We start from the raw sequence: 25,775 nt of genomic DNA on the forward strand, positions 1-25,775 counted from the left end.
TTTTCGCCGCACGGCCTACACGGATACCCAGCTTTTCGCATTTATTGACCCAGCGCGTTCTGCATCGCTCCGGCGAGCACGTTGACCGCGGGCCCCGCGTTGCCAGATTGGCAGACCTTGGCCTGCAGCAAAACGTTTTCACGCAGCCTGGTTTGATCGAAACAGCGCCGATCGGTGGCGGCCTCCTGCTTCGTCCAGTCCGCGTCGGTCGCCGTCGCCGGACCCCCGGCGAACGACCAGACCTGGGTGGACCCGTCGTCCAGGTGCAGCGCCGTGGTCTGTCCCGAGCAGCCCGCGGTCCGGTCCACCACCCGGTGGAAGGCCCTGGCCGCGGCGTCGTTCGTGGCGAACACCCCGACCGCCTGCTTGGCGTAGTGGGTCTGGTCGGTGGCCGACGTCTGGGTGGTCGCCCCGTTGAACGATGCCAGGTCGGGGTCGTCGTAGACCTCGGGCAGCCCGATGTCGGCCCAGTTGTTGCAGGCCGGCACGTCCACCCAGAACGCCTGGAACGGCTCGGTGAACACCGACTCCCAGCCCATCGGCGCGCCGACGATGTTGCCGACCGACCCCTTGCCCAGCACCGCGTAGGACACCACGCCCGGCTCGGAGGGCGCGGCGGCCGCGACGGGACGCCCGAGAGCCGGGCCGACGGTCCCGCTGGCCCCGACGGCGCCGATGGCCAGAGCCGCCGCTGCGGCCCGCATGGTCATGCAGCCGATCATGCCAGGCGCCGGAATCAGCCCTCGTTGGCGCGAACCCCCTCCTCGACCTTCTTCCCGAGGTCGGGGTCGACGTTGCGCCAGTACTCGAACACCCGCGAGGGCACCGGCTCTTTGACGCCCTTGGACACGTGACCGATGATGTTGTGCGCCAACCGCTCACGCGCCTCGTCGTCCATCACTTCGCGGACCATGGTGCCGGCCTGGCCCCAGTCGTCGTCCTCGGCGTGCAGGGTGTAGGCGCAGCGCACCATGTCCCCGTCGGCGTGCCAGCGCACCTCGGCGGCGCGCGCCGGGTCGGCCTGCGGCCCGCCGTAGGAGTTCGGCGCGTACACCGGGTCGGAGGCGTTCTTGATCCGCATGGCCCCGTCCTTGGAGTAGCTGTGCACCTCGACCCTGGGCTCGTTGACCGGGATCTGCCGGTAGTTGGTCCCCAACCGCGCGCGGTGCGCGTCGGAGTAGGAGAACCCGCGGGCCTGCAGCATCTTGTCCGGGCTCAGGCCGGTGCCCGGCACGGTGTTGTTCGGCTCGAAGGCGGCCTGCTCGATCTCGGCGTGGTAGTCGGTGACGTTGCGGGTCAGCGTCATCTTGCCGACGTCGATCAGCGGATAGTCGCTGTGCGGCCACACCTTGGTCAGGTCGAACGGGTTGAACCGGTAGTTGCGGGCCTCCTCGTAGGGCATGATCTGCATCTTCAACGTCCAGCTCGGGTGCTCGCCGCGCTCGATCGCGTCGTACAGGTCACGCGTGTGGTAGTCGCCGTCAGCGCCGGCCAGGTGGTCGGCCTCCTCCTGGGTCAGGAATCCGATGCCCTGGTCTGTGATGAAGTGGTACTTCACCCAGAAGATCTCACCGGCGGCGTTGATCCAGCTGTAGGTGTGGCTGCTGTAACCGTTCATGTGCCGCCAGGTCTTCGGGATGCCGCGGTCGCCCATCAACCAGGTCACCTGGTGCGCCGATTCCGGGGAGAGGCTCCAGAAGTCCCACTGCATGTTGTGGTCGCGCACGTTGCGTGCCTGCGTGCGCTTCTGGGAGCGGATGAAGTGCTGGAACTTCAGCGGGTCGCGCATGAAGAAGACCGGCGTGTTGTTGCCGACCATGTCGAAGTTGCCTTCGGTCGTGTAGAACTTCAGCGCGAAGCCGCGCGGGTCCCGCCAGGTGTCCGGGCTGCCGCGCTCGCCGGCGACGGTGGAGAACCGGGCCAGCATCTCGGTCTTGGTGCCCGGCTGGAACACCGCCGCCCGGGTGTACCGGCTGACGTCGTTGGTCACCTCGAAGTGGCCGAACGCGCCGCCGCCCTTGGCGTGGGGCTGGCGTTCCGGGATGCGCTCCCGGTTGAACATCGCCATCTGCTCGATCAGGTAGTGATCCTGCAGCAGGATCGGGCCGTCGGGCCCGATGGTGAGCGACTGGTCGTCGCTGGGTGCGGGGATTCCGGCATCCGTTGTGGTGTAGCGATCCGTCATCTCGCCCTCTTTTCTTCAGCCGTTCGGTGTCGGCCGTCTGCGCGGGCCTTACCGCGCAGACGGTTACCCGCACCGCCCGGTTCCCAATCCGTGCTACGGGCGTGGACCCGGGGGGCTGGGCGCCGGCGTGCTCGACGCCTGACCGGGGCCGCCGCCCGGGCCGGCCTGACCGCCGCCGGGCCCACCCGGGCCGCCCGGCCCCCCGGGCCCGCCGGGAGGCATGGGGACGATCATCCCCGGGCCACCGGGCCCGCCGAACGGCCACGGGCCGGGGCCGCCGGGCCCGAAGCCTCCCGGGCCGGGGCCGGGGCCCCACGGGCCCATTCCCGGACCGGGGCCCGGGCCGGGATCTCCGGGACCTCCGGGACCTCCGGGACCGAACATCATGCCGGGGTGATGGCGGTGGTGGCAGTGGCCGTAGCCGAACACCATCGCCCCCGAGAAGAAGATGACCGACAGGATGAACATGATGCCCGCGACGATCACCACCCACGCCGCGGCCGTGTAGAGCCTCGGCGGCTTGGGCCGCTGCGGCGGCGCCGGCGGTGGCTGCGGTGGTCCGGGAGGAACGGGCGTCGGCTGCGCGGACGGCTCGGGTGTTTCAGTCATGACTTGAATACTGCCCCGGGTGGCAACCGCGTTAACAGACCCAGGGACAAAATTGCTGTGAATTGAGATCCGGTGCCCATCCCGCGCGGGTGCCCGGGCGCGTTCAGTCGGCGCCGGCGGCGGTGGTCACCGATACCCGCGTGCCCCCGCCCGGCGTCGACGTCAGGTTCATCGATCCGCCCATTGCGTCGATGCGGACCATCAGCGACGCCAGCCCGATATGTCCTTCGGCCACACGCCGACGCACGATGGCAGGGTCGAACCCTCTCCCGTCGTCGACGACGCTCAGCGTGATGGTGTCGGCCTCCCGGGTGAGGCCGACCTGCACGGTGCGCGCCCCAGCGTGCTTGTACACGTTGGCGAGCAATTCGCGGGCGGCGCGATACAGCAAGGATTGCGACCGCGGCCGATCGACGTCTTCGAGGTCGGCTTCGACGACGAAGTTCCCGCGCTGCTCGTAGTCGCTGATCAGCTCCCGCAGCGCGGCGGTGAGACCCAATTCGGAGAGCACCTGGGGATGCAGCGCGGTGACGGTGCCGCGCAGGCGGGTCACCGTGTTCTGCACCGCCTGGTAGGCGGCGTCCAGCCCCGGACCGGTATAGCGCTCCCGGACTTCGTCGAGGTCGAGCCGCGCCGCCAGCAGGTCCTGTAGCGGTCCGTCGTGCAGTTCCTCGGCCAGCGCGCGGGAGTGCCGCTCGTCGGCGCGCATCGATTCCGCGACAAGGGTGCGGCGCATGTCCAGCAGAGCCGCCACGCGCGCCGCGGCGCGGGTCAGGAAGTAACACAGCGCGGTCATCGCGGCCGCCAACCACAGCAGCAGTCCGAAATGCGTGTAGACCACGGTCGGCAGCTCGACCGTGTCATCACGCTTGGAATAGACGATCCACACACCGAGGTAACCGAAGGCGGTGCAGATTCCGACGGCGGCGGCCAGCGCCGGGCGGTCCTGGAACGCCACCGAGATCGGCAGCAGGAAGAACACCGGCAGCAACGCCACGGTGGCCCCTCCCGACACCACGCACAGCGCCACCACGGCCAGCACGTCGATGCCTGTCGAGACCCAGCCGGCCCACGACGGCACCGGGCCGCGCAGCACCACCACCGCCCATACCAGTGCGGCGACGCTGTAAGTGCTGAGTATCAGCGCATAGCCCAGCGGCAACCAGTGCTCGACCTCCCACACCGAGACCAGCAAGACGATCAGACCGATCAGCGGCAAGCGCAGGAACGCCGACAGTCGGACGGGTTCGGCGGAGACGAAGTCGACGAATCGAGCCAGCGGGCGGCCGACGCTCCTCGAGCAGTCCGCGCCACAGCGCCGCAGCGACAGCCCCGCCGCGATCACCGGGCGTCGACCTCGCCGCTCGACGTCAGCGCGCGCATGCGCCCACTGGGGAACGGCGGGTGGTCCACGCCCACGACCACACGCACCTTGTCGGTCGCCGGCGCGCCGATCATGGCGGTCAGTGTCGCACAGCGGCGGGCTGCCGTTCCCCCAATCGGGGGACACTCGATTCATCCCGTGCACCCGCCGGTCGGCGGACAGACACCGCTGAGCCGCGCGGGAATAGTGGTCGCCCGGGGTGGGCGAACACGAACCGCACACAGGAGCATCGAAAGTGAGAACAAAACCCGCCTACGTCCGCACCGTCGCCGCAGCCGCAACCAACATCGACTGGGTGTCGCAAGCGCACTGCCTTTCCAGCGATCCCGATGAACTTTTCGTTCGCGGGAAGGCACAGCGCAGCGCGGCCGCCATCTGCCGGCATTGCCCCGTCATCGCCGAGTGCCTCGCCGAGGCGCTCGACAACCAAGTGGAGTTCGGTGTTTGGGGTGGCATGACCGAACGGGAGCGGCGGGCGTTGCTGAAGCAGCATCCCGAGGTGGCGTCCTGGCGCGACCTCTTCGTCACCCGGCGCAAGACCCGCGGCACCGGCCGATCGGCGTGACACCAAGGGCCGACGGCCCGGCACTCCGGTGAGCGCCGGGCCCTCGCTTCGGTCTAGCCCTACGGCGAAGGCGTCACCGACGGGGAGACCGAGGACGGCACCTGTCCTGGGCCGTTACCGGGCCGCATCGTCCCGGGCCCGCCGCCGGGGAGCGCCGCGGGGCCCGCGCCGCCCGGCCCGCCCGGACCGTGCGGGTGCATCATCATCGCGTGGTGCTTGTGGTGGTGGAAGCCGCCATGGTGTCCGGGGAACCCGGCGTGCCGGCCCAGCACGAAGCCGGTGAAGAAGATCACCGCCACGATGAAGACCGTGCCGGCGACGATGGCGACCCACGCCGCGACCTGGAAAACCCGCGGGGTCTTGTGGGGCGCCCCGGTGGCGGGAACGGGCGCCGGGTCCGTCGCGGTCGAAGACCGCACTGTCGTGTTTTCGGGTGTTTCACTCATGAGACAAATGATGCACGCGTAAACACCGGCCGCGGCTATGCGCCACTTATGTAGCGGCTATGAGGCGAATGCGGTCACCCCATGCCGCCGCCGGCGCCGCCGCCGAGGTCGTGCGGCTCCTCGTAGATCTCCGTGGGCTCCGTGGGCGGCGGCGCGGGCTGCCCGGACGTCGGCGGGGCCGCCGTGGTGGTCGCCGCTCCGGCGCCGCCGCCGACGCACAGGGCCGCCAGCGCGACCCACGCGGCGCCGCCGAAGAGCGCAAGCCGCTTTCCAGCTTCAGGCACCATCAAATCCTTCGTTCTCGGCTCGGACGCGATGACATCCCCCGCGCGTCGCGCGCAGGTTGTTGACTTCGTGCCGTCGACCGTAACTCGTGGAAGGGGGTAGCACATCTCGCCCGGCAACGTGGAAACGGCGCCGAAACATTTGCTGGTCGCTAATCCGGTTTGAACGGGTTGAGCTGGTCGTGATCGCGAACCCATCAGGCGCATTCGCACTATCAGTCGGGCGAGCACATCCAATCGTCGGCCACTGGGAGCGGTCGCACCCAGGCTTTGAGAGTGGCCGCGATGTTGGGCACATCAAGCTGACCCTCGGCAACATCCACCACGAGGGCCACAACGGCGCCGTCGTCAACCGACAGCCCATAACCGTTGATTTGGTAGAAAACAGACGTTGCCGCCCACGCCGTGCGCTTGTTTCCGTCGACGAACGGGTGGTTACGCGCCAGCCCGTGCAGAAGCGCTGCAGCTTTCTCGTGGATGGTGGGGTACGCGTCGTCACCAAATGCACTCGCCTGCGGCCGCATCACCGCCGAATCGAGCAACCCAAAGTTTCGGAGCATGTCGGGGCCAACGAACCGCGCGTTGAGCATCTCCACGTTGTCGCAGGTCAGATACAAGGTGAACATCAAAGGTCGGCCAACTTGTCGAACGCAACCTTGTGCTGTTCCAGCGCCTTCTCGAAGGCCGCGCGAACCATGTCGGTTTGCGCATGCGCCTTCATGTATTCGATGACAGCCCGCTTGATCACCTCGTTGCCCGAGGTGTTCGTGAGAAACGCGTAGTTCTTGACCGCTTCGGCCAGCTCGGCCGGCAGGCGCAGTGTGAGGGCGATGGTTCCCTGCGATGCGTGCGCGGCGTTGGTGTCCATGCCACCATGATGGCATGGTGGCACTTTGGTGTCCACCCTCGTAATCTGTGATATTGCCGAAGTCAGCAGCTCGGCCAGGCACGGGCACCGCCGGTTGCGCGTCATCCCCCAGCGCATAGGACAGAGATGGCACGGTGGTTGCACAAGGTCCGCGAGAAGGTCGACATCGAGTACCGGCTCAGCCCTCGCAGTCGGACACCGGCGCCCGGATCCACAACGCGGCCGCTGGCCTCCGATCAGGGCTTGAACGGGTTGACCGCGAACCCGTTTCTGCGCGTTTGGCAAAGCAGACGTAACTTGAAAGAAGTAGTTCGCGCAGGTCACAGGCGTTTGTGTTGCTGGCGGCAAAATGGCTGTTCTGGATCTGCTGCGGACGCACTGCGGACGGAATCTCGGCGAGAGGAGATAGCAATGGCGACCCACTCATGTCCCAAGTGTGGTTTCGAGGAGCCCCGCGACGTCTGGCACGAACGCCACCCGGTCGCTGCGGTCCTCTTGGCACTTCCCGTGCTGTACACCATCGTCGGCGTGATCCTGGCCTACCCGTGGTTCTGCATACCGCTGCTGATCGTCACCGCGGCCGTATGGGTCGACCGGCGTAACCGCAGACGCGCCGCCATCGCTGCCCGAGCCGACTGGGAACACCGCGAACGGATGGCCCGGGCGATCTTCAGCCCACACCCGCTGCTACCGGCGCCGCTCAACCCACCGCCGAAGCCGCGGACGGCCCCGGTATCGGTACGGCACGTCCTGACCGACTGGCCAACCACCCCGATGCTCACCAGGCCGATACGGACCAGACGATGACCGGCCGCACCCTTCAACGGGAACGACTGTTTTCACCGCGAGCGAACACCTACAGAGAGACACTGCCTGCTTATCGGGCTTCCAAGCGGACTGAGCAACATCTTGGAGAGAAGATGAAACGACTACTCGTCGCCGCAGCAATAACCGCCTTCGCAGCCTTCGCAGCCACCCCAGCGCATGCAGATCCGCCACCCCCGTGGCAAGACCCCCACATCCCCGACCGACCCCACGGCAACTGCGCCGGCGGCCAGGGCGGCGCGTTCGGGTTCGGATGGTGCGACGGCGCACCCTACCCAGACGGCACCCACTGGCATCAAATCCTCGGCACCGGCGGCTCTTGGGGTGGCGGGAACTGGGCGCACAAACCCGAATGCGTCAACCCTGACAACAGCCCCGCACCGCCGAGCGGCTGCGGCGGCAACGCCTGAACACGGCCCGATTGGAGACCACGATGAAACGCATACTCGCCGCTGCTGCGCTTCTGCTGTCCGCCTACGGGTTCGGCGCGTTCAACCCAGCGCCGGCCCACGCCGAACCAGGCTGCCAACCCTTCGGAGGTCCCGGCTGCTGCCAGTTCCTCGGTGACAACTACACCGTGTACTACCCGTGCACGCAGTACCAGCCTTGGCTGCCCTACGGGACCGCGAACAACCCGCCGTACGGGTCACCGCTACCGCCCGAAGACTGCACATTCCCCAACGAAGGCAAGATAGGCTGCCCATGATCGACCCCGGGCCTGGTCTGTCCCGGATTTTCTGGGCGTTGCTGATTTTGACGCTGCGGTTAGCTTTCGCCGTCTTCTCTACGCTTCTGGCGAAGTTGACTCGCGTGGGTGACCAGCGAGAGCTTTCTCAAGTACCTCTATGAATGCGAGGGCCTGATCGCGTGAGAACTCGTCTGGGCGCCCCGCGACGTTGATCTCGACGATGACATTGGCATCGTCGCGGAAATGAATCCGCACCGTTGGACGCACTTCTTGGAGCGTTCGGGTGGATGGATCACGGTAGAACTCGGCGCCGCGGAATTCGAGATGAGTAATCGCTTGGACAGGGCGGACCCACCCGCGAACTTCCGGGGGATCATTGTCGTCGGGTCGCCCAGAGCCAGCCAGCAAGCCGATCGAATCGCCGCGAATCCACATCACTGTGTGCTCGTGGTCGCTCTCTTCGAAGACGGATGCACCGGTGACAAAGGCGTCGACCGAATCGAGCGGGCCGCCCATGAACTGCGACAGCGCCTGGATGAAGTCGTTGTACTGGCCGGGCCAAAAGCCAACATTGAGTTGTCCGCACGCCTCCACTGCGCGCTTCAATGCACCGGTTTGCTTGGGATCGAACAACATGGCGTCAACGCTACGGAGGACACGCCAAGCCGTGAGCGGAAATCACCACTCTCAAGCCCAAGGGGCCCAGTGCGTGCGTCTCGATCAACCTAGCGGCGCGCCCTTGCCAAATTCTCGGAAGTTGAGCACCATGCGGTCACTCCCTTCGACCGATTTGAACCCGAACTCGCTGTAGAAGTCGGCGATCTTCTCGTTCATCGGGTCAACGACGAGGACGGCACCCCCGATCAGCATCACAGCCTCCGCTGCATTGAAATAGGCGTCGGCGAGCAAGTCGAGGCCAAGACCCCGGCCTTGATAGGTTTCGTCGAGAGCCAGCTTGCCAATCAAGATCGCTGGTAATTGGTGCTTACGCGGGAATCCGGGTGGTCGAATCAGGCCAAAGAACGATCCGTCTTCTTCACGAATCGTTGTTTGAAGCAGAGTGAAGTACGCGATGACGATGTCTTCATCATCAGCCCAAACATGCGTCGCCGACTTACCGAGCTTCTGATCAGCTAAGGCGTTTTTACACAGCCACCTGTCGAGGTGGTGATGCCCGCACGAGAAGTGCGCCGTGCGGTGCTTTTCGAGTAGCGGAACAGCGCGGTACGACGCTGTCACCGACTGCCGTGGCGACGCTCCGCCGCTCGGACAAGGGCCTCTTTGGCTCGTTGCGAAGGCTCCGGGCGGAGCCGGGTGATGGCAGCGATCTGACCACGCTTCACGTGAGTCACGTCCACTTGACCTCGTTGCGTGGTTTCCCTGCCCATTGCGTCACTCCTCCGCATCAAGCCGACGGGTTACCGCAGTATGCCCCACAATAGGTGCGCTAGTCGGCATTTATCTCACCGTCGCCAGCACCCAGCATAGCCAGGGCGTCTCGGCCGCAAATTCAGCCTTGGATCCAGACGGGCACCCCATATCGGTTGACCAGCAGATCTCCGACCCGCTGATCGCATCCCGCGGCCACGATGTACAGCTCGAGGATTTCGCCCGAAGCGGCGCGCCACTCAACGCCGAGGTCATCGAACTTCGGCAACAGCGGGTCGCTGTACGGCACGGCCCCATTGAGGCACACGCGGCCGGTGACGTAGGCCGGTTGCGCGGCCACGCCCAGGATCGACGCCCACGCTGCTGTCTGGCGCCTAAAGGCGCCCGCCCGCGCCGATACCGCGGCCCAGCTCCGATCAGCGTAGACACCACAAACGCAACGCGCCGCTGGCGGCTGGTGCGCCGCGTCGCGGCGACACACTGCTTGCTCAAATGCCGTCGACCAAGAGCCGGACGCGACTGGGTTGCGCAGCAGATCCTCCCCGGGCCGCACAATCCAAAAGCGCCAACCCTCGACGCTGTGTGTCCGCGCCAGGTGCTCGTCCACCAGGCGATGCAGCGACGGCAGCGCGGCCGAGATGCGGTCGAACGCGACATCGTAATCCGCAGCCACACATGGATTCGGCACTTGCACATAGTGCAGCCGGTCATCGGCGACGCCGTGCGCTTGGAGCTGGCCCACATGCTCACGGCCGAGCGCGACCACCACATCGGCGCCGAGCACCTGGGCGCCGATGGCCGCGGCCCGATGATCCGGCACCGGGTAGTCGCGCTGGACGAGTAGCCGGGCGGCAGGAGCGTCCATACGTGCGCCGACAAGCGGGCACGTTCCGGCGCTGGACACCCGCACCGCGTCCGCCAAGCCGCGCTGCCGCAACTGCTCGGTGAACATGGCCGCGGCCATCGGCGAACGCCCCCGGTTATAGCGGCAGATGAATGCGACGTGCAGCGGCTTAGTCATCGTCATCTTCCGGCGAGTCCGCAGGAATAACCGTGTCATCGACCAACACCGCGAACCATCTCATCGCCTGATCTCGCCGCAACGGCACCTTCGGCAACCCCCAGCCCTTCAATCGGCGCCCCTGCAGCACTGCCGGATGGCCGGCTTCCAAAGCATCCAGCAGCCGCCGCGACGGCCCATGGATGCGCCGATAGCCGGAATCAGCCACATGGGCGTCCCACGACGCCGCATGCTCCCGCTCCCGCGCCAACAGCGCGGAATACAGGCCGGGAACATGCGTGGCACTGTCATACTCGAGCCGCGGCATCACAAACCCCGAGTCCAGCGCGACAGCGCAGCTTTGGACGCCTTCTGCGAACGTCGCGACCGCGGCCCGGACATGTCGGGCTCCGTGCTAACCGACTTCAGTAGCCGCGACACCTGTGCATCGAGGAGCCGCATTTCGGCGCTGAGCCGCAACTGAGCCGACACCTTGTCACTCTCATCGAATAGCCGCTGCAGGTCTTGCCGGCGGTCGATCGTGTCGGCGATCAAATCGAGGACCGCACGCTCGGCGGCCGTCCATTTGAGCGTCGCACCCAACCGCGCGGCATTCGCCTTCAACTCAGCGTCAAGCCCGTCGAGTAGCTGGCGCGCCTCCGCGCAATGCCCGCCAGCGGCCGTAACCGTAACGCGATCAGCGTTACGGTCGTCGCCCCGCCGGCCCCGGTGCGCGCGTTGCTTGCAAGCAGGCGAACAGTACAGCGCGCGGGCACCGCCGGTGAACTCGCTCTCGCAGGTCACGCACTGTTTCGACACCATTAATCCGCACCCCTTTCCATCACGCCGCTACGCGGCACCGCCATCGACGAGAGCTGGCCTTCGGCGCCCGCGAAAAAGGCCCTGCGAAACGATGCGTGCGAGGCAAAATCCACAGAACAGCGCGGCGCAGGGATCGACCGGGTACCCCCCTTCTGGCACCCCCTCTGCGGAGCTACTGATTTCAGCCGCTGGCGCTGCTCTGCGTTGTCGGGTTCGCGTTGTGTGGCGTTGGTGGTCATGCTGTTTGGTCTTCGTGGTTGGGGTTGGGCCGGCGGCGCGGCGTGCAGCGTTGCGTGATGGTTGTCCACGCCCACCATGAACGCTGCACCGGAGATCGGTTGTGCGCGCGCCGCCGGCCCAAGCTGGGTCAGCCGTTGAGCGCGATAACGCGGGTTTCGAGGCTGTGAATCGCGTCGATGACGGCGCGGACTGCGGGATCGCTAAGGACTGGGCCGGTGGTCGATGCGAAGGTCGCTGCGGCGACCACCGCCTGTGTGAGTGGCGTTGCGGCGAGTCCTGCTGCGCCTGTGTCGAATGTGTCGCTCATAGATGGGTTTCCTTTCAGATGACGCGTGTCGGTGACTGGTTGATCGGCGGTTTACGGATGCCGGGAACCGGCGTGTTGGGTTTCGGGTTGGCCCGCGCGTTGCGGTCGGCGCGCAGTTGGTCGAGGTCGGCCAGTGTGGGGATCCACGCCTTGGCACCCGAAGTTACGAGCCAAAGCAACAACTCGATGGGGTCTGTCGGCCAGGGTTCGCGCCTGGGGTTCGGGCTGCCGTCGAGCTTGATCACTTCGACGCCGCCGCGGCCACGCCACTGCGGCCAAATCTCATCGAGATTGGCGATGTAGAGGTCACTCGCGTGGTCTTCGCCGCCGCCGTCTTTGCGGCGTGCGTTCATCGAGTAGTCCGCGGGCGCGGCGGTCATGAGCCGGTCCTGGGCTTCGCGGAGTTCGCGGTAGTCGTTGTGTAGCGCGGGCAGTCGCTTCCACTGCGCGCCGAGGTCTTTGTCGATCGCTTCTGCGGGGGTGGTGGCGCCGTCGAGTTCGTCGGCGATCGCGGCGACTTCGTTGAGGACCGCTGTCAGCTCGGCGTTGAGTTTCGCCAGGGCCGGGTTGACGTTCATGCGGAAGCTGCTGGATGCGGTGCTGCGGGCGTCGCGTTCGAGCTGGATGAGTACACCGCGGCGCTGTTCATGGAGTGCCGCGGCTGACCGATGGGCAACGGTCGCGTCGATCCATTCACTGGTGACTTTGCCGCTGCTCAACGGGTTGAGTTCGGGCGGAACGGTTTCCGGGGGTTTGAGCGCGGTCAGTGCTTGGCGTGCCTGCTCGGCCACGTCGAGGGCTTGGCGGTAGCCGGGCAGTTCGTCGAGGGCAGCCGCGAGGTACTTGTTGTCCGGTTTCACTATTGCGGTCCTTTCGGTCCGAATCTCTTCAAAGCTTCTGCTCGGCCTCCGTCGCCGGGCCGTCGTCGAGTCGAATGGCTGTCCGTGTGGAGGGATTGATCGTTGTGTCCGAATCGCCGCGCGGCTTCGGCGCGGCCGGCGGCACCGGGCGATGTGCCGGGCGGTTGGCCGCCGTGTTGGCCCCAGCTCGAACGCTGCTGGCCGCCGGCCTGGTCGTGCTGCACACCGAAGAGCGCGGTCAGCTTGCCCATTACCTTCTCCTCGTCGACCTCGCCGTCGCCGTTGACGAACTTGGCCGGGTCGACGCCGGACAGCCAAGCGTCCAACTGGCCGCCTGAAAGAACTTGCGAGGCAACTTCCTTCAACTGCTCCGCGCTGCTGGGTGGTCGGACGCGCGCGGTGAACGCGGTCCAGTCTTCGTCGTTCATCCGGCTGGCGTAGTCCTCGAGCTGGGCTTGCTGCCGCTCAGGGTCGTTGTCACTCAATGGTTCTCCTTCCAGTGCTCGACGGCTGTGCGTGGGAAGCGCCAGCGGTCGCCCTGCTGGATGCCGCCGAGTTCATCGCGGTGGCGACGGACCCACCTGTCGTTGCGCCCGATCAGTTGTGCGACTTGCATGCTGCTGAGTGTGTCGGGTTCGGAGATTCCCCAGCAACTTTCGTGTCCGCGCGCGGACGTGTGCTTGCGGATCGCTGCGTCCGTGTCGTCGAAGTGCCAACGCAACCACGGTTCCACGGCCGCGCCGGATAACTGTCGGGCGCGCACGGCTTCGGCGGCGCAGCGGTAGGCGCACTGAAGGCGGTAATCGGCCGTCGTCATCTAGACGCACTTCCGAGTCCGTCAAGCCAGATCGGGCGATTGGGGGCACACGGGACATACGCGAGCGTTGAATCCGCGATCACCCAGTGACTACCTGCGCAGTAAGGGCACGACAGGATTTCGGCGAGCTGGCGCCCGTCGCGCAACCGTCGCGCCTGGGAGACGGTCGCGGTCTTCATTGGGCCAGCCCTTGCCTAAGTAGCCGCCGATAGGTGGGGCAACTGTCGTCGTGGCGGATCTCGATGTGCCACAGACCGAACTGGTCCTGTATCGGATATGTCGTCTCGCTGCGACAGTCCGGGCAGCGGTAGGCCGCGGCAACCGCCCGGACGGTAGCGGGGACGTCCCGGTTGCGACGTCGGCGGTCAGCGCGGTTCACGATTCGCACCCGAACATCGGCGGGACGCTATCCGGTGATGAATCCGGTGAAAGTCGTGAATTCCCAGGTGAGCGGGCTATGCCGTTTCCGTCAACCTTGCACTCTCCTATGTGGTGGGTTGGTTCGCTGAAATCTCTTGCTGCGTAGGGTGTTCCGTCTCCGGTGCTGATGCCGGCTGCTGCGCGCTGGATGCACGGGACGCGGCGCACGCGGCCGTCCGACTTCGTGCACCATTGGCCCGGTGCGGCGCCGCAATGCGTGCAGGTGATCTCCAAGGCGCCGGTGTCGCTGTAGGCCGCCCAGATGGCGCGATGCTTCACGATGCCTCGCCATCGGCAGCGTCGCGCTTGATAAGCCAGACACGATCGTTTCGGGAATTGCCAGCGGCGGGGACCGACTCGATTCGAGGATGCTTAGTCGCGGCCTTGGCTGCCGCTTCCCAGTTGTAGCCGGCGGCCGCGGAGGCCCGCTGGTAGTCGCTCTGGTCGATCTCGGTTGCCGCGTCGGGAAGGCTGCGGAGGTACTGGGTGAAGAACTCGGTGGCGGGCACGTAGGCGCTTTGCCGGTCGCCGGTAATCGACCATGTTGCGCCGCGACTGGTGCGGGCGATCGCAACGACGTCGGGGTGCGCCGACGCGGCCTGAGAGATGTTGCTTCGTGTGTACCCGGCGCCCTCGCCGGCCCGGTTGACAGCAAACGATTCTGCGGTGGTGTGCCCGGCCGCGCGCAGTTCGGCAATGTGATTGTTGAACCACTTCTGGCACGACAGCTTCGGACGGTCCCCGTCGGGCGACCTGCGGGAATCTAAGTCAGTGACGGTAGCGGCTGGTACACCGGTGTACGCAGGTACACCTCTGTTGGCCTGCTGTTTTAGGGGTGTACTTTCGGTACACCGGTGTACTTCTGGCGTGAGACGATAGCGGATTCCTTTGTCGGTTTGGATGGCGACGATTCGACCTTCGTCAGCTAACTCTGATACTGCCGCCGAGAAGTTGTCACGGAGGTCCGCCTTCAGCTTCCGGCGAAGGTCCACTCCCGAAATCTCGCCCGATCGTCCGAGCCAACGGAGGGTAGCGTCTTTGGCACGCATGAGTTTGCGGTCGGAAATGAGTTCTTCTCTTTCGGCGGTCGCAAGTGCGCGCCCACGATTGCTACGCTGGGCGGCTTCGGCGCGCTCGCGCTGCACCCATGCGCGGGTGTGATCAGACATGGACATCACGACTCCGGCCAGCCGCCAATCCTCTCCGTTGATCGCGGCCAGTTCGTCGCGGTTGTCGAGGATCATCAACGCCGCAGCGACCTTGAGCTGTACGAGTAGGCGGTGGCCGTCGAGGGGGTCGACCGTGCCACGGTGCATCGCCAGCTGGTGGGCGTCGATGGCCTCTCGGGCGACGTCGGGCACCGCGAGGTCACCGTCGAAGTCGGGCTGTGTGACCGTCAGCGGAGCGGGTTCGGCGGGGCGTTCGTCGGGCATGTCCGGATCGAGTACAGGCAGCCAGACCTGTCTCTGGGGGGTGCCACCGTCGGCGCCGTCGAGTAGGGCGCCAGCCCGGCCGGGCTGTACGCCGAGGATCATCCCGCAGCGATAAGTGTGTGCGGCTACCCGCGTGCGAGTGTGGGATTGGGCGTTGGTGAAGCCGAGTTGTTCGCCGCTGAACGCTTTGCGTAGTTCACTTTCCAGCGTGGAGCCTGATCGGGAGAAAAGGGCAGCGGCGGTGTCGATCTCGGGTGCGCTGAAGATAGCGGAGACAATCTGTTCACGCTCGGGGATGCCGTACTTGTCCGTGGGTGGTGGCATGAATGTGCGGGCGATGCCTTCGCCAGAGCCGATCGGGAACTCGGGCAGCTCGACGACATCGCCGTGGCGCCAGCGGAAAACGATTGCGTCGCGCGCCGCAGCTTCGCTGGTACCTTTGCCGGCACCGGAGGGGCCGGCGAGGACGACGAACACGTTCAGTGAGCCACGACCGCCCGCCGTAGGCGGCAACGCCACACTGGGCGGGATGATGCCGGCCGCCCGAACTATGGACACGCCGAGCACCGCCCATGGGCAGCGGCGGCGGCTCTGCGCGAACTGATGGATATGTGCCAGGACTGGCCGGGCAGACCAGAACTCGTCGGGTGTCAAGCCGACCTCCTACGTGGGATGTAGACCGTGTTCCGCTGGCGGATCTCGCGCGCGACCGACGACCAGTCCGCGCCCGCGGAGATGGCCTGGGAGGCTTCGGCGAGAGCGGCCTGGGCGGTGTCGATACGCAGGGCGTCGCGACGGCCGCCGTCGAGCACAGCGGCCAGCTTGCGAGAGTCTGAGTCGTCCAGGCGCTGCCAGGCAGGGGAGCCGGCCAACGGCCAGCTCCCCGCCTCGTCCAGCATCGGAACCACGAAAAGGTGAACCGGCCACCAATCCACGGTTCGAGATTCGATACCGCTCACTACCGCTGACCCTCCGGCGCGGCGATGCGGGTGATGCCGTCACTCACGTCGGCGGCCGCAACGAGAAGCGCGGCGAGGGTGCGGGCATCGCCGGAATGGACGTTGACCCGCTGGGTCTGCCACTCGATGCCGTCGTGAACGAGGAACTCGAGCTGGACGCCTTTGCGGTTGCGATCGGCCGCCGCTGCGTAGTCAGTCGTGAAGGTTCCGTGTAGGAACGCGTGGATGGTTGAGACCCAGACTTGTGCCCGGTTCCAGTCTGGTTCGGTCACGGCGGAGTCGACGCCACCGATCTGGCGCTCACAGTAGGGCCACCGCTCATCGTGCGGCTCGTCCCGGCCCACGCACCAGGTGGTGTGCCAGCCATGCCGCTCTACGAGATCGGCAGACGACTCGGGGCAGTCGGGCACATGCCGGCCGATGCCGCGGCAGCAAGCGCGGGTGGTCGAATCGACCAGGTGGCCGGTGCGGTCGGCGGTCTGGTCGTCGTCGATGGGCGGTTGTAACATTGGAGTGCCTTTCTGTGCTGTTGCGATGGATGGGTTGGAGCGGTCCCCGCCCGGTGTTGGCGCACCGGGGACAACGGGGGCCGCTTTGTTGTTGTTGGCGGCCATCAGGCGGCCCCACCCCCGCGTCGGGTAGCCGTCTCCTGCTCGGCAAGCCACCGCTCTATCTCGGACCGGCGATACACCACGCGACCCCGCGGACCGATGGTGAAACTCGCCGGCCCCTGATTTGTGCTGCGCCAGAAGCGCAGCGTGCCCGGATTGAACGGATACTCCGAGCAGACCTGTTTGGTTGTGAGGATGTCGTCTGCGGTCATCGAGAGACACCTTCCTGTTTTCGCATTAGACCTAATTTGGGGAACATGGGATCAGCATGTCGCTGTTGGCATCGCTTGTCAAGCGAAATCGGGTATGTTGCGATTATGGGAATCACGTCCGCCGAAGACAGGTTCAGGGAGCGGTTACGCCGCGAACGTGAATCTCACCACTGGTCACAGGCTGACCTGGCGCGCAAGCTGACCGCTGTAGGGCTCAGTGTCCACCCGACGACCATCGCCAAGATCGAGGCAGGAGACCGGGCGGTGCGGATAGCCGAAGCGGTGGCCATCGCGGAAATCTTCGGGTTCTCGCTGGACGAGGCATTTGGTCGCACAGCCACCGACGACACAGAGTTCTCTTACCGATTCCGCACATTGCAGGAGAAGGCGGTTGAGGGCCTGTCTACCCTAGAGATCTTCCAACGGCGTTTCGGCAATCGCTGGCACGGATTACTAGAGTTCGAATTCACCGACGGGCGCGCGTTGATAGAAGCAAACGGCGGCAAGGCAATTGACCACATCAGATCTGCTCTCATTGCGCTCATGCGAATAGCCGAGATGGACGAACCAGCCCTCAGCGCGGAAGACAAGGAGAAACACCGGAAGCACGGTAAACGGTTTGGAGGCATGGGAGCACTAGGGCGAGGGCTCGCGGCCCTCATCCCGACCGAAGCACAGGAAGCTGACCATGAGTCAGATACGTAACCGCCGTGCCGGCGTCGAGGATCGTTGGACGAAGACGGTCCGGCTTTCTGATGGCACAACTGAGACCGTTCCCAGTGCCGCGGATGGCAAAGGGAAGCGTTGGCGCGCAAGGTATGTCGATGAGGACGGCCGCGAGCACGCGAAGGCGTTCGCTCGGAAGGCGGACGCGCAGTCGTGGCTGGATACAGAGATCACCACGAAGTTCGCCACGGGCACCTATGTGGACCCGAAGCGCGGCAAGGTCACGTTTGCGAGTTTCTACCGGGAGTGGTCGTCGCGGCAAGTGTGGGTGTCGGGAACCGCTCATACGATGGATCTCACTGCGAATTCGGTGACGTTCGGCAGCATCAGCGTGGCCGACATCAGGCCGTCACACATCGAGGTCTGGGTGAAAGCAATGCAGGACAAGGGACTCGAGCCGACGACAATTCGGACCCGATTCGCGAACGTCCGCAGTGTGCTTCGCGCGGCGGTGCGCGACAAATTCATGCCGCGCGACGTGACCGTGGGGATACGGCTGCCCCGGACCCGGAAGGCGTCGGCGGCGATGACCATTCCGGCCGCCCAGGAGGTCGGCGCGGCCATCCGCGCGACCGATGACATCGAGCCCTGGTACGCGGCATTTATCGCGGTCTGTGCGTTCGCCGGACTGCGCCGCGGGGAAGCCTGCGCGCTGAAGCTCTCCGACGTCGATTTCATTCGCAAGGAGATCCGGGTGCACCGTCAGGTCCAATGGACCGCCGACGGGCAGATGGAGATCCGCGGCCCGAAGTACGGCTCCGAGCGCACCGTGTACGTCCCCGAGGCGCTGGTGAAGATCCTGGCCGAGCATGTGCGCCTGTACCGGCCCGGCGACGACCCAGACAGGTGGTTATTCGCCGGGGCTCGGGATGAGCAGCGGCCGGCGCACGCGGCGACGGTGGCGCGGTGGTGGCGCAAGGTCCGCCAGAAGGTCGGCATCGAGTACCGACTGCACGATCTGCGGCACTTCTACGCATCGGGTCTGATCGCGGCCGGGTGCGATGTGGTGACGGTGCAACGGGCGCTCGGGCACCATTCCGCGTCGGTCACCTTGGACACCTATAGCCATCTCTGGCCGAACGCCAACGACCGGACCCGCAACGCGGCCGCCGGCCTCGTCGATCAGGCGCTCGGATCTGCTGCGGACGCACTGCGGACGGGGGACTGAAAAATGGCCTCTGATCAGGACTTGAAGGGGTTGACCGCGAATTGGATCACCCGGTAGGGCGCTCTCTCCCGAGCCCGGGTGTCCCACTGGCTGACGAAGATGCGCAGCTCGTCGAGAGTGGAGCCCGGCGAGAGGTAGCCGCCGTAGGGCTGGGCGAGCCGGTTGTCGAAAGGCGGCGGCAGGGCCTCGGCGGGTTCGGGCCAGTCGTCGTGCCGCACCACCGTCGTCACCGGCGCGTCGCCCAGCGAGGTCGGGTCGTCGGCGACCCGCACCTCCATGTTCTCCGTGCCCGCGTTGAAATACGACAGCACCGTCTTGCCGTCGATCTGCCGGATGGACATCTCGCCGACCTGGTCGGGCCACAGCGGCGTCGGCGGCTTGTTCCAGCCCCCGCCCGGCCCGGACGCCCAGCCCTGCCACCGGGACCGGTCGGTGAACGTCTGCGGGGTGGCCCGGTAGAGCAGCACCGGGTCCCGCCGGGTGAAGCTGTCGGCCACGATGTACACCCACCCGCGGGGCGACTCCGGGGTGGGGATCGGGTCGTAGTAGCCGCTGATCTGCGTCTGCGAGCCGCCCTGGTAGGACGCGGCGCGCCGCGATCCCGGCACCGTGCGCCAGCCGGGGCGCGACGGCTCGGCCGCCACCAGCCGGGAGCTGACCGGCTCCAGGGCCCTGGCCGTCGTCACCATCAGGTAGTTGCGCCGGTTGATCCGCACCACCCCGGCGGGCAGCTGGGAGTCCCCCGCCGGGGTCGCCTCGGCCAGCAGCGGCCGGCCCACCCCCAGGACACCCGTGTAGCGCACCCCGCCGGGGTCGTCGACGGACGCGGTGTCCACGTGCAGCGCGACCGGGGAGTACCAGCCGCCGAACCCGACGCCCTGACCGGCGAAGCTGTCGCCGCAGACCTGCAGCGTCTCGCTGGGGAACTCGACGAACTCGCACAGGTCGGTGGCGCCGATCCCGTAGTCGCCGGTCGGGGTCCCGGTGCCGGCCGTCGGGCCGATCCGCAGCACCTGCCCCGGGGCCAGCGGCGGCAGGATCGGCTCCGGGGCCGGCGCCGGCGGATCCGCGTGGGCGCTCCAAACACATTGGGGCGCAAGGAAACACATTGCCAGCGCGGCGCGCAGCGAGCGGGCGAAGCGCACCGGTCGGACTATAGTTCGGCGGCCAACAGCTCGGCGATCTGGATCGTGTTCAGCGCCGCGCCCTTGCGCAGGTTGTCGCCGGATACGAACAGCGCAAGGCCGCGCCCGTCGGGCACCCCCGGGTCCTGCCTGATCCGGCCGACCAGCGATTCGTCGACCCCGGCGGCGGCCAGCGGGGTCGGCACGTCGACCACCTTGACGCCGGGCGCGCCGTCCAGCAGCTGCCGGGCCCGCTGCGGCGACAGCGGCCGCGCGAACTCGGCGTTGATCGACAGCGAGTGGCCGGTGAACACCGGGACCCGCACGCAGGTGCCGCTGACGGCCAGGTCGGGGATGCCGAGGATCCTGCGGCTCTCGTGGCGCAGCTTCTGGTCCTCGTCGGTCTCCCCCGACCCGTCGTCGACCAGCGATCCCGCCAGCGGTACCACGTTGAACGCGATCGGGGCGACGTAGGTTTGCGGCGCCGGGAAGTCCACCGCCCCGCCGTCGTGCACCAACCGCTCGGCGTCGTCGATGACCGCGCGCGCCTGGCCGGCCAGCTCCTCCACGCCGGCCAGGCCGCTGCCGGAGACCGCCTGGTAGCTCGACACCACCAACCGGGTCAGCCCGGCCTCGTCGTGCAGCACCTTGAGCACCGGCATCGCGGCCATCGTGGTGCAGTTCGGGTTGGCGATGATGCCCTTGGGTCGACGGTGCGCATCCCGCTCGAAGTTCACCTCGGACACCACCAGCGGCACGTCGGGGTCCTTGCGCCACGCCGAGGAGTTGTCGATCACCGTCACCCCGGCCGCGGCGAACCGCGGCGCCTGCACCAGCGACATCGTCTTGCCGGCGGAGAACAGCGCGATGTCCAGGCCGGCCGGGTCGGCGGTCTCGGCGTCCTCGACCTCGATCTCCCGGCCGCGGAATTCCAGCTTGCGGCCCTGTGAGCGGGCCGAGGCGAAGAACCTGACCGTGCTCGCGGGGAACTCGCGCTCGGCGAGCAGCGTGCGCATCACCTGACCCACCTGGCCGGTGGCCCCCACCACACCGATGGACAGACCCATCTAGCGGCCCGTCCCGGCGTACACCGTCGCGGTCTCCTCGCCGCCGAGCCCGAACGCCTCGTGCAGCGCCACCACGGCCTTGTCCAGCTCGGTGTCGCGGCACAGCACCGAGATCCGGATCTCGGAGGTGGAGATCAGCTCGATGTTGACGCCCACCTCGGCCAGGGCCTCACAGAAGGTCGCCGTCACGCCGGGATGGCTGCGCATGCCCGCCCCGATCAGCGACACCTTGCCGATGTGGTCGTCGTAGAGCAGCTGGAGGAACCCGATCTCGTCCTTGAGCGCGTTGAGCTTGGCCACCGCGGTGGGCCCGCTGTCGCGCGAGCAGGTGAAGGTGATGTCGGTCTTGCCGTCCTCGACCTTGGAGACGTTCTGCAGCACCATGTCGATGTTGACGTCGGCGTCGGCGACGGCGCGGAACACCTTGGCCGCGTAACCCGGGATGTCGGGGATGCCGACGACGGTCACCTTGGCCTCGCTGCGGTCGTGCGCGACTCCGGTCAGGATGGGATCTTCCATTGGCTTGTCCTTGATCGATCCGACGACGACGGTGCCCGCACTGTCCGAGTACGAGGAGCGGACGTGCACAGGCAGGTTGTAGCGGCGCGCGTACTCCACGCAGCGCAGCATCAGGACCTTCGCCCCGCACGCCGCCATCTCGAGCATCTCCTCGAACGTCACCGTGTCGAGCTTGCGGGCGTCGTGCACGATCCTGGGGTCCGCGCTGAAGATGCCGTCCACGTCGGTGTAGATCTCGCAGACGTCGGCCTTCAGCGCGGCGGCCAGGGCGACGGCCGTGGTGTCCGACCCGCCGCGGCCCAGCGTGGTGACGTCCCGGGTGTCCTGGCTGACGCCCTGGAACCCGGCGACCAGCACGATGCGGCCCTCGTCGAGCGCGGACTGCACCCGGCTGGGCGTGACGTCGATGATCTTCGCGTTGCCGTGGGTGCTCGTGGTGATGACCCCGGCCTGCGAGCCGGTGAACGAGCGGGCGTGCGCGCCCAGCGATTCGATCGCCATCGCCACCAGCGCGTTGGAGATCCGCTCGCCGGCGGTCAGCAGCATGTCGAGCTCGCGGGGCGGCGGGACGGGGCACACCTGCTGGGCCAGGTCCAGCAGGTCGTCGGTGGTGTCGCCCATCGCCGAGACCACCACGACGACGTCGTTGCCCTGCTTCTTGGTCTCGACGATGCGCTCGGCGACCCGCCGGATCCGGTCGGCGTCGGCCACCGACGATCCGCCGTATTTCTGCACGACGAGTGCCACTGCTTTTTGCCTGCCCTTCCGGCCCAGCGAATTCCCCGCTCGGTTTGAGTCCACAACAGAATACGTGCACGCGCATCCGGAATTTTTCGGCGGTTTTGGCACACGCGATCAGCGCGGTAGAGTTGCGCACGTGCAGCGGGTGCTCCTCCTCGGACGCCGCGACGGGGTCTGATCCAGACCGGCCTCCCGTCGCGGGCGTTCGCGATGCGCCGGTCTAGGTTCCTTCTGACACCCCCGGAGCAGTTACCGTGAATTCCAATTCCGACACCTATACGTCTTCCCGCACCATCGTCACGCCCGCGGGTCCGCCCGCGCCCGGCCAGGCCCCGTGGAATCCCCAGCGCGGCTCGTCGATGCCGGTCCACCGGTATCGGCCGTTCGCCGAGGAAGTCGAGCCGCTGCGCCTGGCCGACCGCACCTGGCCCGACCGCGTCATCGAACGTGCCCCGCTGTGGTGCGCGGTGGACCTGCGCGACGGCAACCAGGCGCTGATCGACCCGATGAGCCCGGCCCGCAAGCGCCGCATGTTCGACCTGCTGGTGGGCATGGGCTACAAGGAGATCGAGGTCGGCTTCCCCTCGGCCAGCCAGACCGACTTCGACTTCGTCCGCGAGATCATCACCGAGGGCGCAATCCCCGACGACGTCACCATCCAGGTGCTCACCCAGTGCCGGCCGGAGCTGATCGAGCGCACCTTCCTCGCCTGCGAGGGGGCGCGGCAGGCGATCGTGCACTTCTACAACTCCACGTCGATCCTGCAGCGGCGCGTGGTGTTCCGCGCCGACCGCGCCGCGGTGCAGGCGATCGCGACCGACGGCGCCCGCAAATGCGTCGAGGAGGCCGCCAACCATCCCGGCACCCGCTGGCGGTTCGAGTATTCGCCGGAGTCCTACACCGGCACCGAGCTGGAGTACGCCAGGGATGTCTGCGACGCCGTCGGCGAGATCATCGCACCCACCCCCGAGAACCCGATCATCTTCAACCTGCCCGCCACCGTGGAGATGGCCACGCCCAACGTCTACGCCGACTCCATCGAGTGGATGAGCCGCAACCTGGCGCGCCGCGACTCCGTCATCCTGAGCCTGCACCCGCACAACGACCGCGGGACCGCCGTCGCCGCGGCGGAACTGGGGTATCAGGCCGGCGCCGACCGGATCGAGGGCTGCCTGTTCGGCAACGGCGAGCGCACCGGCAACGTGTGCCTGGTGACGCTGGGACTCAACCTGTTCTCCCGCGGCGTGGACCCGCAGATCGACTTCTCCAACATCGACGAGGTGCGCCGCACCGTCGAGTACTGCAACCAGCTGCCGGTGCCCGAGCGCCACCCCTACGGCGGCGACCTGGTCTACACCGCGTTCTCCGGCAGCCACCAGGACGCCATCAACAAGGGCCTGGACCAGATGAAGGTCGACGCCGACGAGGCGGACTCCGACGTCGAGGACATGCTCTGGCAGGTCCCGTACCTGCCGATCGACCCCAAGGACGTCGGGCGCACCTACGAGGCGGTGATCCGGGTCAACTCGCAGTCCGGCAAGGGTGGGGTGGCCTACATCATGAAGACCGACCACGGCCTGGCGCTGCCGCGGCGGCTGCAGATCGAGTTCTCCCGCGTGATCCAGAAGATCGCTGAGGGCACAGCCGGGGAGGGCGGCGAGGTCTCGCCCAAGGCGATGTGGGAGGCCTTCTCCGAGGAGTACCTCGCCCCGAAGCGGCCGCTGGAGCGGATCAAGCAGCACGTCAACACCGCCGACGACGACTGCGGGGTCACCAGCATCACCGCGACCGTCAAGGTCGACGGGGTGGAGACCGAGATCAGCGGTACCGGCAACGGTCCCCTGGCCGCGTTCGTCGACGCCCTCGGGAGCGTCGGGTTCGAGGTGGCCGTCCTGGACTACTCCGAGCACGCGATGAGCTCGGGCGGGGACGCGCAGGCCGCGGCGTATGTAGAGGCGTCCGTACACGGCCGCACGGTGTGGGGGGTGGGGATCGCGCCGTCGATCACCACCGCGTCGCTGCGCGCGGTCGTTTCGGCGGTCAACCGCGCCTCGCGGAACTAGAGGCGCCGACGAGTAAGGAGCAATCACCGTGTGGCACACCTCGTGGGGCTTCCTCTGGTCGGCCATCGTCGCGTTCGCGTTCATCGCCTACCTGCTGATCCTGTTCAGCATCATGGCCGACCTGTTCTGGCGGGACCACAACACGACCGGTTGGGTCAAGGCCGTGTGGGTGTTCTTCCTGGTGCTGTTTCCGTACGTGGCGGCGCTGATCTACCTGATCGTCCGCGGCGAGGACATGACCATGCGCGCGCGGGAAGCCGCCGCGCTGGTCAAGCGGGGCAGCCAGGCCTACTTCCGCGACGTCACCGGCCGATCGCCGGCCCAGGAGATCGCCCACGCCAAGGAACTGCTGGACGACGGCACGATCACCCCGGACGAGTTCGACACGCTGAAGGGCAAGGCGCTGGACTAGAGGACCGTCAGAACAGGGCGAGCTGCGGGTCCAGCGCGGACGCGTCGGTGAGCTGCTCCATCCTGGTGCCGCCGACGACGGCACCGACGCAGTCCATGAAGTGCGCATCGGTGACCACGGGCACCCCCAGCTGCCGGGCCAGATAGCCCTTGCCCTGCTCGGGGGCCGCGTCGTTGCAGACGACCAGGGAGGTTTCCCGGTCGACGGTGTCGCTGTAGGCCAGCCCGGCGTGCAGGATCCGCTCGACGAGCTCCTCGTGAGTGCGCCTGACCTCGGCGGCCAGCGCGACCCGCATGCCCTGCACCAACGGCCGGCCCCGCACGAACGGCCCCGGGTTGAGGTAGGGGCACGGCATCCGGGACGCCAGCGCCTTCAGCGGCCGCAGCTCGTCGTGGGTGACGCGGCCGTTGGGCCACCGTCGCCGGGTGACCGGACGCACAGGCAGCCACACGTCGCGTTCGCGGGCCCGCCGCAGCGCCGACGCGAACACGCCGGTCAGCACCACGGCGTCGTCGAAGGCGTCGTGCGGGCGCTGCTGGGTCACTCCCCAGTGCGCCGCCAGCGTCTCGAGCCGCATGTTGCCGATCCCGAGGTCCAGCCGGCGGGCCAGCTCGAGGGTGCACATGACGGTGTCGACGGGGAGCTCGGTTCCGGCGAGCTCGGCCTCAGCGGCCAGGAACGCGTAGTCGAACGCGACGTTATGCGCGACCAGCGTGCGCCCGCGCAGCACCGCGGCCACGTCGCCGGCGATGTCGGCGAACTGCGGCTGATCCTCGAGCATCGCGGCCGTCAGCCCGTGCACGTGGGTGGGGCCCGGGTCCACCCCCGGGTTGAGCAGGCTCACCACCGACTGCTCCACCCGCCCGTCGGCGTCCAGGCCCAGCGCGGCGAGGCTGATGATGCGCGCCTGACCCGGCCGGAACCCCGAGGTCTCGACGTCGACGACCGCCCAACCGCCGTCCGGCTCGCCGGCCGGCCGCCCCCAAGACACCGGGTTCATGAACGACAGGATGGCACGTCGGGCCGACATC

General features: G+C 67.2%; 33 protein-coding genes. 8 read left to right on the plus strand and 25 right to left on the minus strand.

Annotated elements, in window-relative coordinates:
- Positions 1 to 41 precede the first annotated feature (41 nt).
- The 4 genes from ACJ512_RS28065 to ACJ512_RS28080 all read right to left on the minus strand — a co-directional run bounded on the left by ACJ512_RS28065 (position 42) and on the right by ACJ512_RS28080 (position 4,073).
- Positions 42 to 704 carry a sensor domain-containing protein gene (locus ACJ512_RS28065; protein WP_407686036.1) on the minus strand — a complete coding sequence of 221 codons (663 nt, stop codon included), beginning with the start codon at positions 702 to 704 and terminating at the stop codon, positions 42 to 44.
- A 32-nt stretch (positions 705 to 736) separates the two neighbouring features.
- Positions 737 to 2,185 carry a catalase gene (locus ACJ512_RS28070; protein ID WP_407686021.1) on the minus strand — a complete coding sequence of 483 codons (1,449 nt, stop codon included), beginning with the start codon at positions 2,183 to 2,185 and terminating at the stop codon, positions 737 to 739.
- A 93-nt stretch (positions 2,186 to 2,278) separates the two neighbouring features.
- Positions 2,279 to 2,794, minus strand: a complete 516-nt coding sequence (locus ACJ512_RS28075) for a hypothetical protein (RefSeq protein WP_407686020.1) — start codon at positions 2,792 to 2,794, stop codon at positions 2,279 to 2,281.
- A gap of 103 nt (positions 2,795 to 2,897) precedes the next feature.
- On the minus strand, positions 2,898 to 4,073 hold the full coding sequence (locus ACJ512_RS28080) for a sensor histidine kinase (protein WP_407686035.1): 1,176 nt from the start codon (positions 4,071 to 4,073) through the stop codon (positions 2,898 to 2,900).
- Positions 4,074 to 4,413: 340 nt separating this feature from the next.
- On the opposite strand from ACJ512_RS28080, the gene ACJ512_RS28085 reads away from it, so the two are divergent.
- Positions 4,414 to 4,743: a WhiB family transcriptional regulator gene (locus tag ACJ512_RS28085; RefSeq protein ID WP_407686034.1), complete on the plus strand. Its 330-nt coding sequence runs from the start codon at positions 4,414 to 4,416 to the stop codon at positions 4,741 to 4,743.
- A 59-nt stretch (positions 4,744 to 4,802) separates the two neighbouring features.
- Here the strand turns inward: ACJ512_RS28085 and ACJ512_RS28090 are convergent, their stop codons facing one another.
- From ACJ512_RS28090 to ACJ512_RS28105, 4 genes are all read right to left on the minus strand, one after another.
- Complete coding sequence (locus ACJ512_RS28090) at positions 4,803 to 5,162, minus strand: hypothetical protein (RefSeq protein WP_407686033.1); 360 nt, start codon at positions 5,160 to 5,162, stop codon at positions 4,803 to 4,805.
- Between the two features lie 101 nt (positions 5,163 to 5,263).
- Positions 5,264 to 5,473 carry a hypothetical protein gene (locus ACJ512_RS28095; protein WP_407686019.1) on the minus strand — a complete coding sequence of 70 codons (210 nt, stop codon included), beginning with the start codon at positions 5,471 to 5,473 and terminating at the stop codon, positions 5,264 to 5,266.
- Positions 5,474 to 5,688: 215 nt separating this feature from the next.
- Positions 5,689 to 6,099 carry a type II toxin-antitoxin system death-on-curing family toxin gene (locus ACJ512_RS28100; RefSeq protein WP_407686018.1) on the minus strand — a complete coding sequence of 137 codons (411 nt, stop codon included), beginning with the start codon at positions 6,097 to 6,099 and terminating at the stop codon, positions 5,689 to 5,691.
- The gene (locus ACJ512_RS28105; protein WP_407686017.1) at positions 6,099 to 6,341 is read right to left on the minus strand and encodes a DNA-binding protein; all 243 of its coding nucleotides are present in this window, start codon (positions 6,339 to 6,341) and stop codon (positions 6,099 to 6,101) included. The genes ACJ512_RS28100 and ACJ512_RS28105 overlap by 1 nt, the downstream gene beginning before the upstream one ends.
- A 411-nt stretch (positions 6,342 to 6,752) precedes the next feature.
- On the opposite strand from ACJ512_RS28105, the gene ACJ512_RS28110 reads away from it, so the two are divergent.
- Together ACJ512_RS28110 and ACJ512_RS28115 are read left to right on the plus strand one after the other, a co-directional pair.
- A complete protein-coding gene (locus ACJ512_RS28110; RefSeq protein WP_407686016.1) occupies positions 6,753 to 7,148 on the plus strand; it encodes a hypothetical protein in 396 nt (131 codons plus the stop codon).
- A 451-nt stretch (positions 7,149 to 7,599) separates the two neighbouring features.
- Positions 7,600 to 7,872, plus strand: a complete 273-nt coding sequence (locus tag ACJ512_RS28115) for a hypothetical protein (RefSeq protein WP_407686015.1) — start codon at positions 7,600 to 7,602, stop codon at positions 7,870 to 7,872.
- A gap of 78 nt (positions 7,873 to 7,950) precedes the next feature.
- Here the strand turns inward: ACJ512_RS28115 and ACJ512_RS28120 are convergent, their stop codons facing one another.
- The 9 genes from ACJ512_RS28120 to ACJ512_RS28160 form a co-directional block, all read right to left on the minus strand.
- Positions 7,951 to 8,490, minus strand: a complete 540-nt coding sequence (locus ACJ512_RS28120; RefSeq protein WP_407686014.1) for a hypothetical protein — start codon at positions 8,488 to 8,490, stop codon at positions 7,951 to 7,953.
- An 84-nt stretch (positions 8,491 to 8,574) separates the two neighbouring features.
- On the minus strand, positions 8,575 to 9,093 hold the full coding sequence (locus ACJ512_RS28125; RefSeq protein WP_407686013.1) for a hypothetical protein: 519 nt from the start codon (positions 9,091 to 9,093) through the stop codon (positions 8,575 to 8,577).
- A gap of 271 nt (positions 9,094 to 9,364) precedes the next feature.
- Positions 9,365 to 10,264 carry an arsenate reductase/protein-tyrosine-phosphatase family protein gene (locus tag ACJ512_RS28130; RefSeq protein WP_407686012.1) on the minus strand — a complete coding sequence of 300 codons (900 nt, stop codon included), beginning with the start codon at positions 10,262 to 10,264 and terminating at the stop codon, positions 9,365 to 9,367.
- On the minus strand, positions 10,257 to 10,571 hold the full coding sequence (locus tag ACJ512_RS28135) for a hypothetical protein (protein WP_407686011.1): 315 nt from the start codon (positions 10,569 to 10,571) through the stop codon (positions 10,257 to 10,259). The genes ACJ512_RS28130 and ACJ512_RS28135 overlap by 8 nt, the downstream gene beginning before the upstream one ends.
- Positions 10,571 to 11,065 (minus strand): hypothetical protein, encoded by a 495-nt coding sequence (locus ACJ512_RS28140; RefSeq protein ID WP_407686010.1) that lies wholly within the window; start codon positions 11,063 to 11,065, stop codon positions 10,571 to 10,573. The genes ACJ512_RS28135 and ACJ512_RS28140 overlap by 1 nt, the downstream gene beginning before the upstream one ends.
- Positions 11,066 to 11,432: 367 nt before the next feature.
- A complete protein-coding gene (locus ACJ512_RS28145; protein ID WP_407686009.1) occupies positions 11,433 to 11,612 on the minus strand; it encodes a hypothetical protein in 180 nt (59 codons plus the stop codon).
- 14 nt (positions 11,613 to 11,626) lie between these two features.
- Complete coding sequence (locus tag ACJ512_RS28150) at positions 11,627 to 12,472, minus strand: hypothetical protein (RefSeq protein WP_407686008.1); 846 nt, start codon at positions 12,470 to 12,472, stop codon at positions 11,627 to 11,629.
- Positions 12,472 to 12,957 (minus strand): hypothetical protein, encoded by a 486-nt coding sequence (locus tag ACJ512_RS28155; protein ID WP_407686007.1) that lies wholly within the window; start codon positions 12,955 to 12,957, stop codon positions 12,472 to 12,474. The genes ACJ512_RS28150 and ACJ512_RS28155 overlap by 1 nt, the downstream gene beginning before the upstream one ends.
- The gene (locus ACJ512_RS28160) at positions 12,954 to 13,289 is read right to left on the minus strand and encodes a helix-turn-helix domain-containing protein (protein ID WP_407686006.1); all 336 of its coding nucleotides are present in this window, start codon (positions 13,287 to 13,289) and stop codon (positions 12,954 to 12,956) included. The genes ACJ512_RS28155 and ACJ512_RS28160 overlap by 4 nt, the downstream gene beginning before the upstream one ends.
- Before the next feature lie 541 nt (positions 13,290 to 13,830).
- Here ACJ512_RS28160 and ACJ512_RS28165 point away from each other — a divergent pair.
- Positions 13,831 to 13,962: a hypothetical protein gene (locus ACJ512_RS28165; RefSeq protein WP_461479912.1), complete on the plus strand. Its 132-nt coding sequence runs from the start codon at positions 13,831 to 13,833 to the stop codon at positions 13,960 to 13,962.
- Between the two features lie 22 nt (positions 13,963 to 13,984).
- Here ACJ512_RS28165 and ACJ512_RS28170 read toward each other — a convergent pair whose 3' ends face one another.
- The 4 genes from ACJ512_RS28170 to ACJ512_RS28185 are packed head-to-tail and all read right to left on the minus strand — an operon-like array spanning position 13,985 to position 16,924.
- Complete coding sequence (locus tag ACJ512_RS28170; RefSeq protein WP_407686004.1) at positions 13,985 to 15,796, minus strand: hypothetical protein; 1,812 nt, start codon at positions 15,794 to 15,796, stop codon at positions 13,985 to 13,987.
- Positions 15,793 to 16,101: a DUF2742 domain-containing protein gene (locus tag ACJ512_RS28175; RefSeq protein ID WP_461479913.1), complete on the minus strand. Its 309-nt coding sequence runs from the start codon at positions 16,099 to 16,101 to the stop codon at positions 15,793 to 15,795. Before ACJ512_RS28175 ends, ACJ512_RS28170 begins: the two co-directional genes overlap by 4 nt.
- The gene (locus ACJ512_RS28180; RefSeq protein ID WP_407686002.1) at positions 16,101 to 16,715 is read right to left on the minus strand and encodes a hypothetical protein; all 615 of its coding nucleotides are present in this window, start codon (positions 16,713 to 16,715) and stop codon (positions 16,101 to 16,103) included. The genes ACJ512_RS28175 and ACJ512_RS28180 overlap by 1 nt, the downstream gene beginning before the upstream one ends.
- Complete coding sequence (locus tag ACJ512_RS28185; RefSeq protein WP_407686001.1) at positions 16,715 to 16,924, minus strand: helix-turn-helix transcriptional regulator; 210 nt, start codon at positions 16,922 to 16,924, stop codon at positions 16,715 to 16,717. The genes ACJ512_RS28180 and ACJ512_RS28185 overlap by 1 nt, the downstream gene beginning before the upstream one ends.
- Before the next feature lie 105 nt (positions 16,925 to 17,029).
- Here ACJ512_RS28185 and ACJ512_RS28190 point away from each other — a divergent pair, with 105 nt between their 5' ends.
- Positions 17,030 to 17,629, plus strand: coding sequence for a helix-turn-helix transcriptional regulator (locus ACJ512_RS28190; RefSeq protein WP_407686000.1), 600 nt, complete (start codon positions 17,030 to 17,032; stop codon positions 17,627 to 17,629).
- A complete protein-coding gene (locus ACJ512_RS28195) occupies positions 17,613 to 18,818 on the plus strand; it encodes a tyrosine-type recombinase/integrase (protein ID WP_407685999.1) in 1,206 nt (401 codons plus the stop codon). The genes ACJ512_RS28190 and ACJ512_RS28195 overlap by 17 nt, the downstream gene beginning before the upstream one ends.
- A gap of 14 nt (positions 18,819 to 18,832) precedes the next feature.
- Here ACJ512_RS28195 and ACJ512_RS28200 read toward each other — a convergent pair whose 3' ends face one another.
- From ACJ512_RS28200 to ACJ512_RS28210, 3 genes are read right to left on the minus strand one after another with little or no spacing between them, the layout of a single operon-like run.
- On the minus strand, positions 18,833 to 19,927 hold the full coding sequence (locus tag ACJ512_RS28200; protein WP_407686032.1) for a DUF4185 domain-containing protein: 1,095 nt from the start codon (positions 19,925 to 19,927) through the stop codon (positions 18,833 to 18,835).
- Between the two features lie 44 nt (positions 19,928 to 19,971).
- The gene (locus ACJ512_RS28205) at positions 19,972 to 21,009 is read right to left on the minus strand and encodes an aspartate-semialdehyde dehydrogenase (RefSeq protein WP_407685998.1); all 1,038 of its coding nucleotides are present in this window, start codon (positions 21,007 to 21,009) and stop codon (positions 19,972 to 19,974) included.
- Complete coding sequence (locus ACJ512_RS28210) at positions 21,010 to 22,275, minus strand: aspartate kinase (protein ID WP_407685997.1); 1,266 nt, start codon at positions 22,273 to 22,275, stop codon at positions 21,010 to 21,012. It abuts the gene before it with no gap.
- 248 nt (positions 22,276 to 22,523) lie between these two features.
- On the opposite strand from ACJ512_RS28210, the gene leuA reads away from it, so the two are divergent.
- Together leuA and ACJ512_RS28220 are read left to right on the plus strand one after the other, a co-directional pair.
- On the plus strand, positions 22,524 to 24,332 hold the full coding sequence (gene leuA, locus ACJ512_RS28215) for a 2-isopropylmalate synthase (RefSeq protein ID WP_407685996.1): 1,809 nt from the start codon (positions 22,524 to 22,526) through the stop codon (positions 24,330 to 24,332).
- 28 nt (positions 24,333 to 24,360) lie between these two features.
- Positions 24,361 to 24,744 carry an SHOCT domain-containing protein gene (locus tag ACJ512_RS28220; RefSeq protein WP_407685995.1) on the plus strand — a complete coding sequence of 128 codons (384 nt, stop codon included), beginning with the start codon at positions 24,361 to 24,363 and terminating at the stop codon, positions 24,742 to 24,744.
- Between the two features lie 7 nt (positions 24,745 to 24,751).
- On the opposite strand, the gene ACJ512_RS28225 is transcribed toward ACJ512_RS28220, so the two are convergent.
- On the minus strand, positions 24,752 to 25,744 hold the full coding sequence (locus tag ACJ512_RS28225) for a DEDDh family exonuclease (protein WP_407685994.1): 993 nt from the start codon (positions 25,742 to 25,744) through the stop codon (positions 24,752 to 24,754).
- Between the last annotated feature and the right edge of the window lie 31 nt (positions 25,745 to 25,775).

Source organism: Mycobacterium cajalii, assembly GCF_045809005.2.
Lineage (GTDB): Bacteria > Actinomycetota > Actinomycetes > Mycobacteriales > Mycobacteriaceae > Mycobacterium.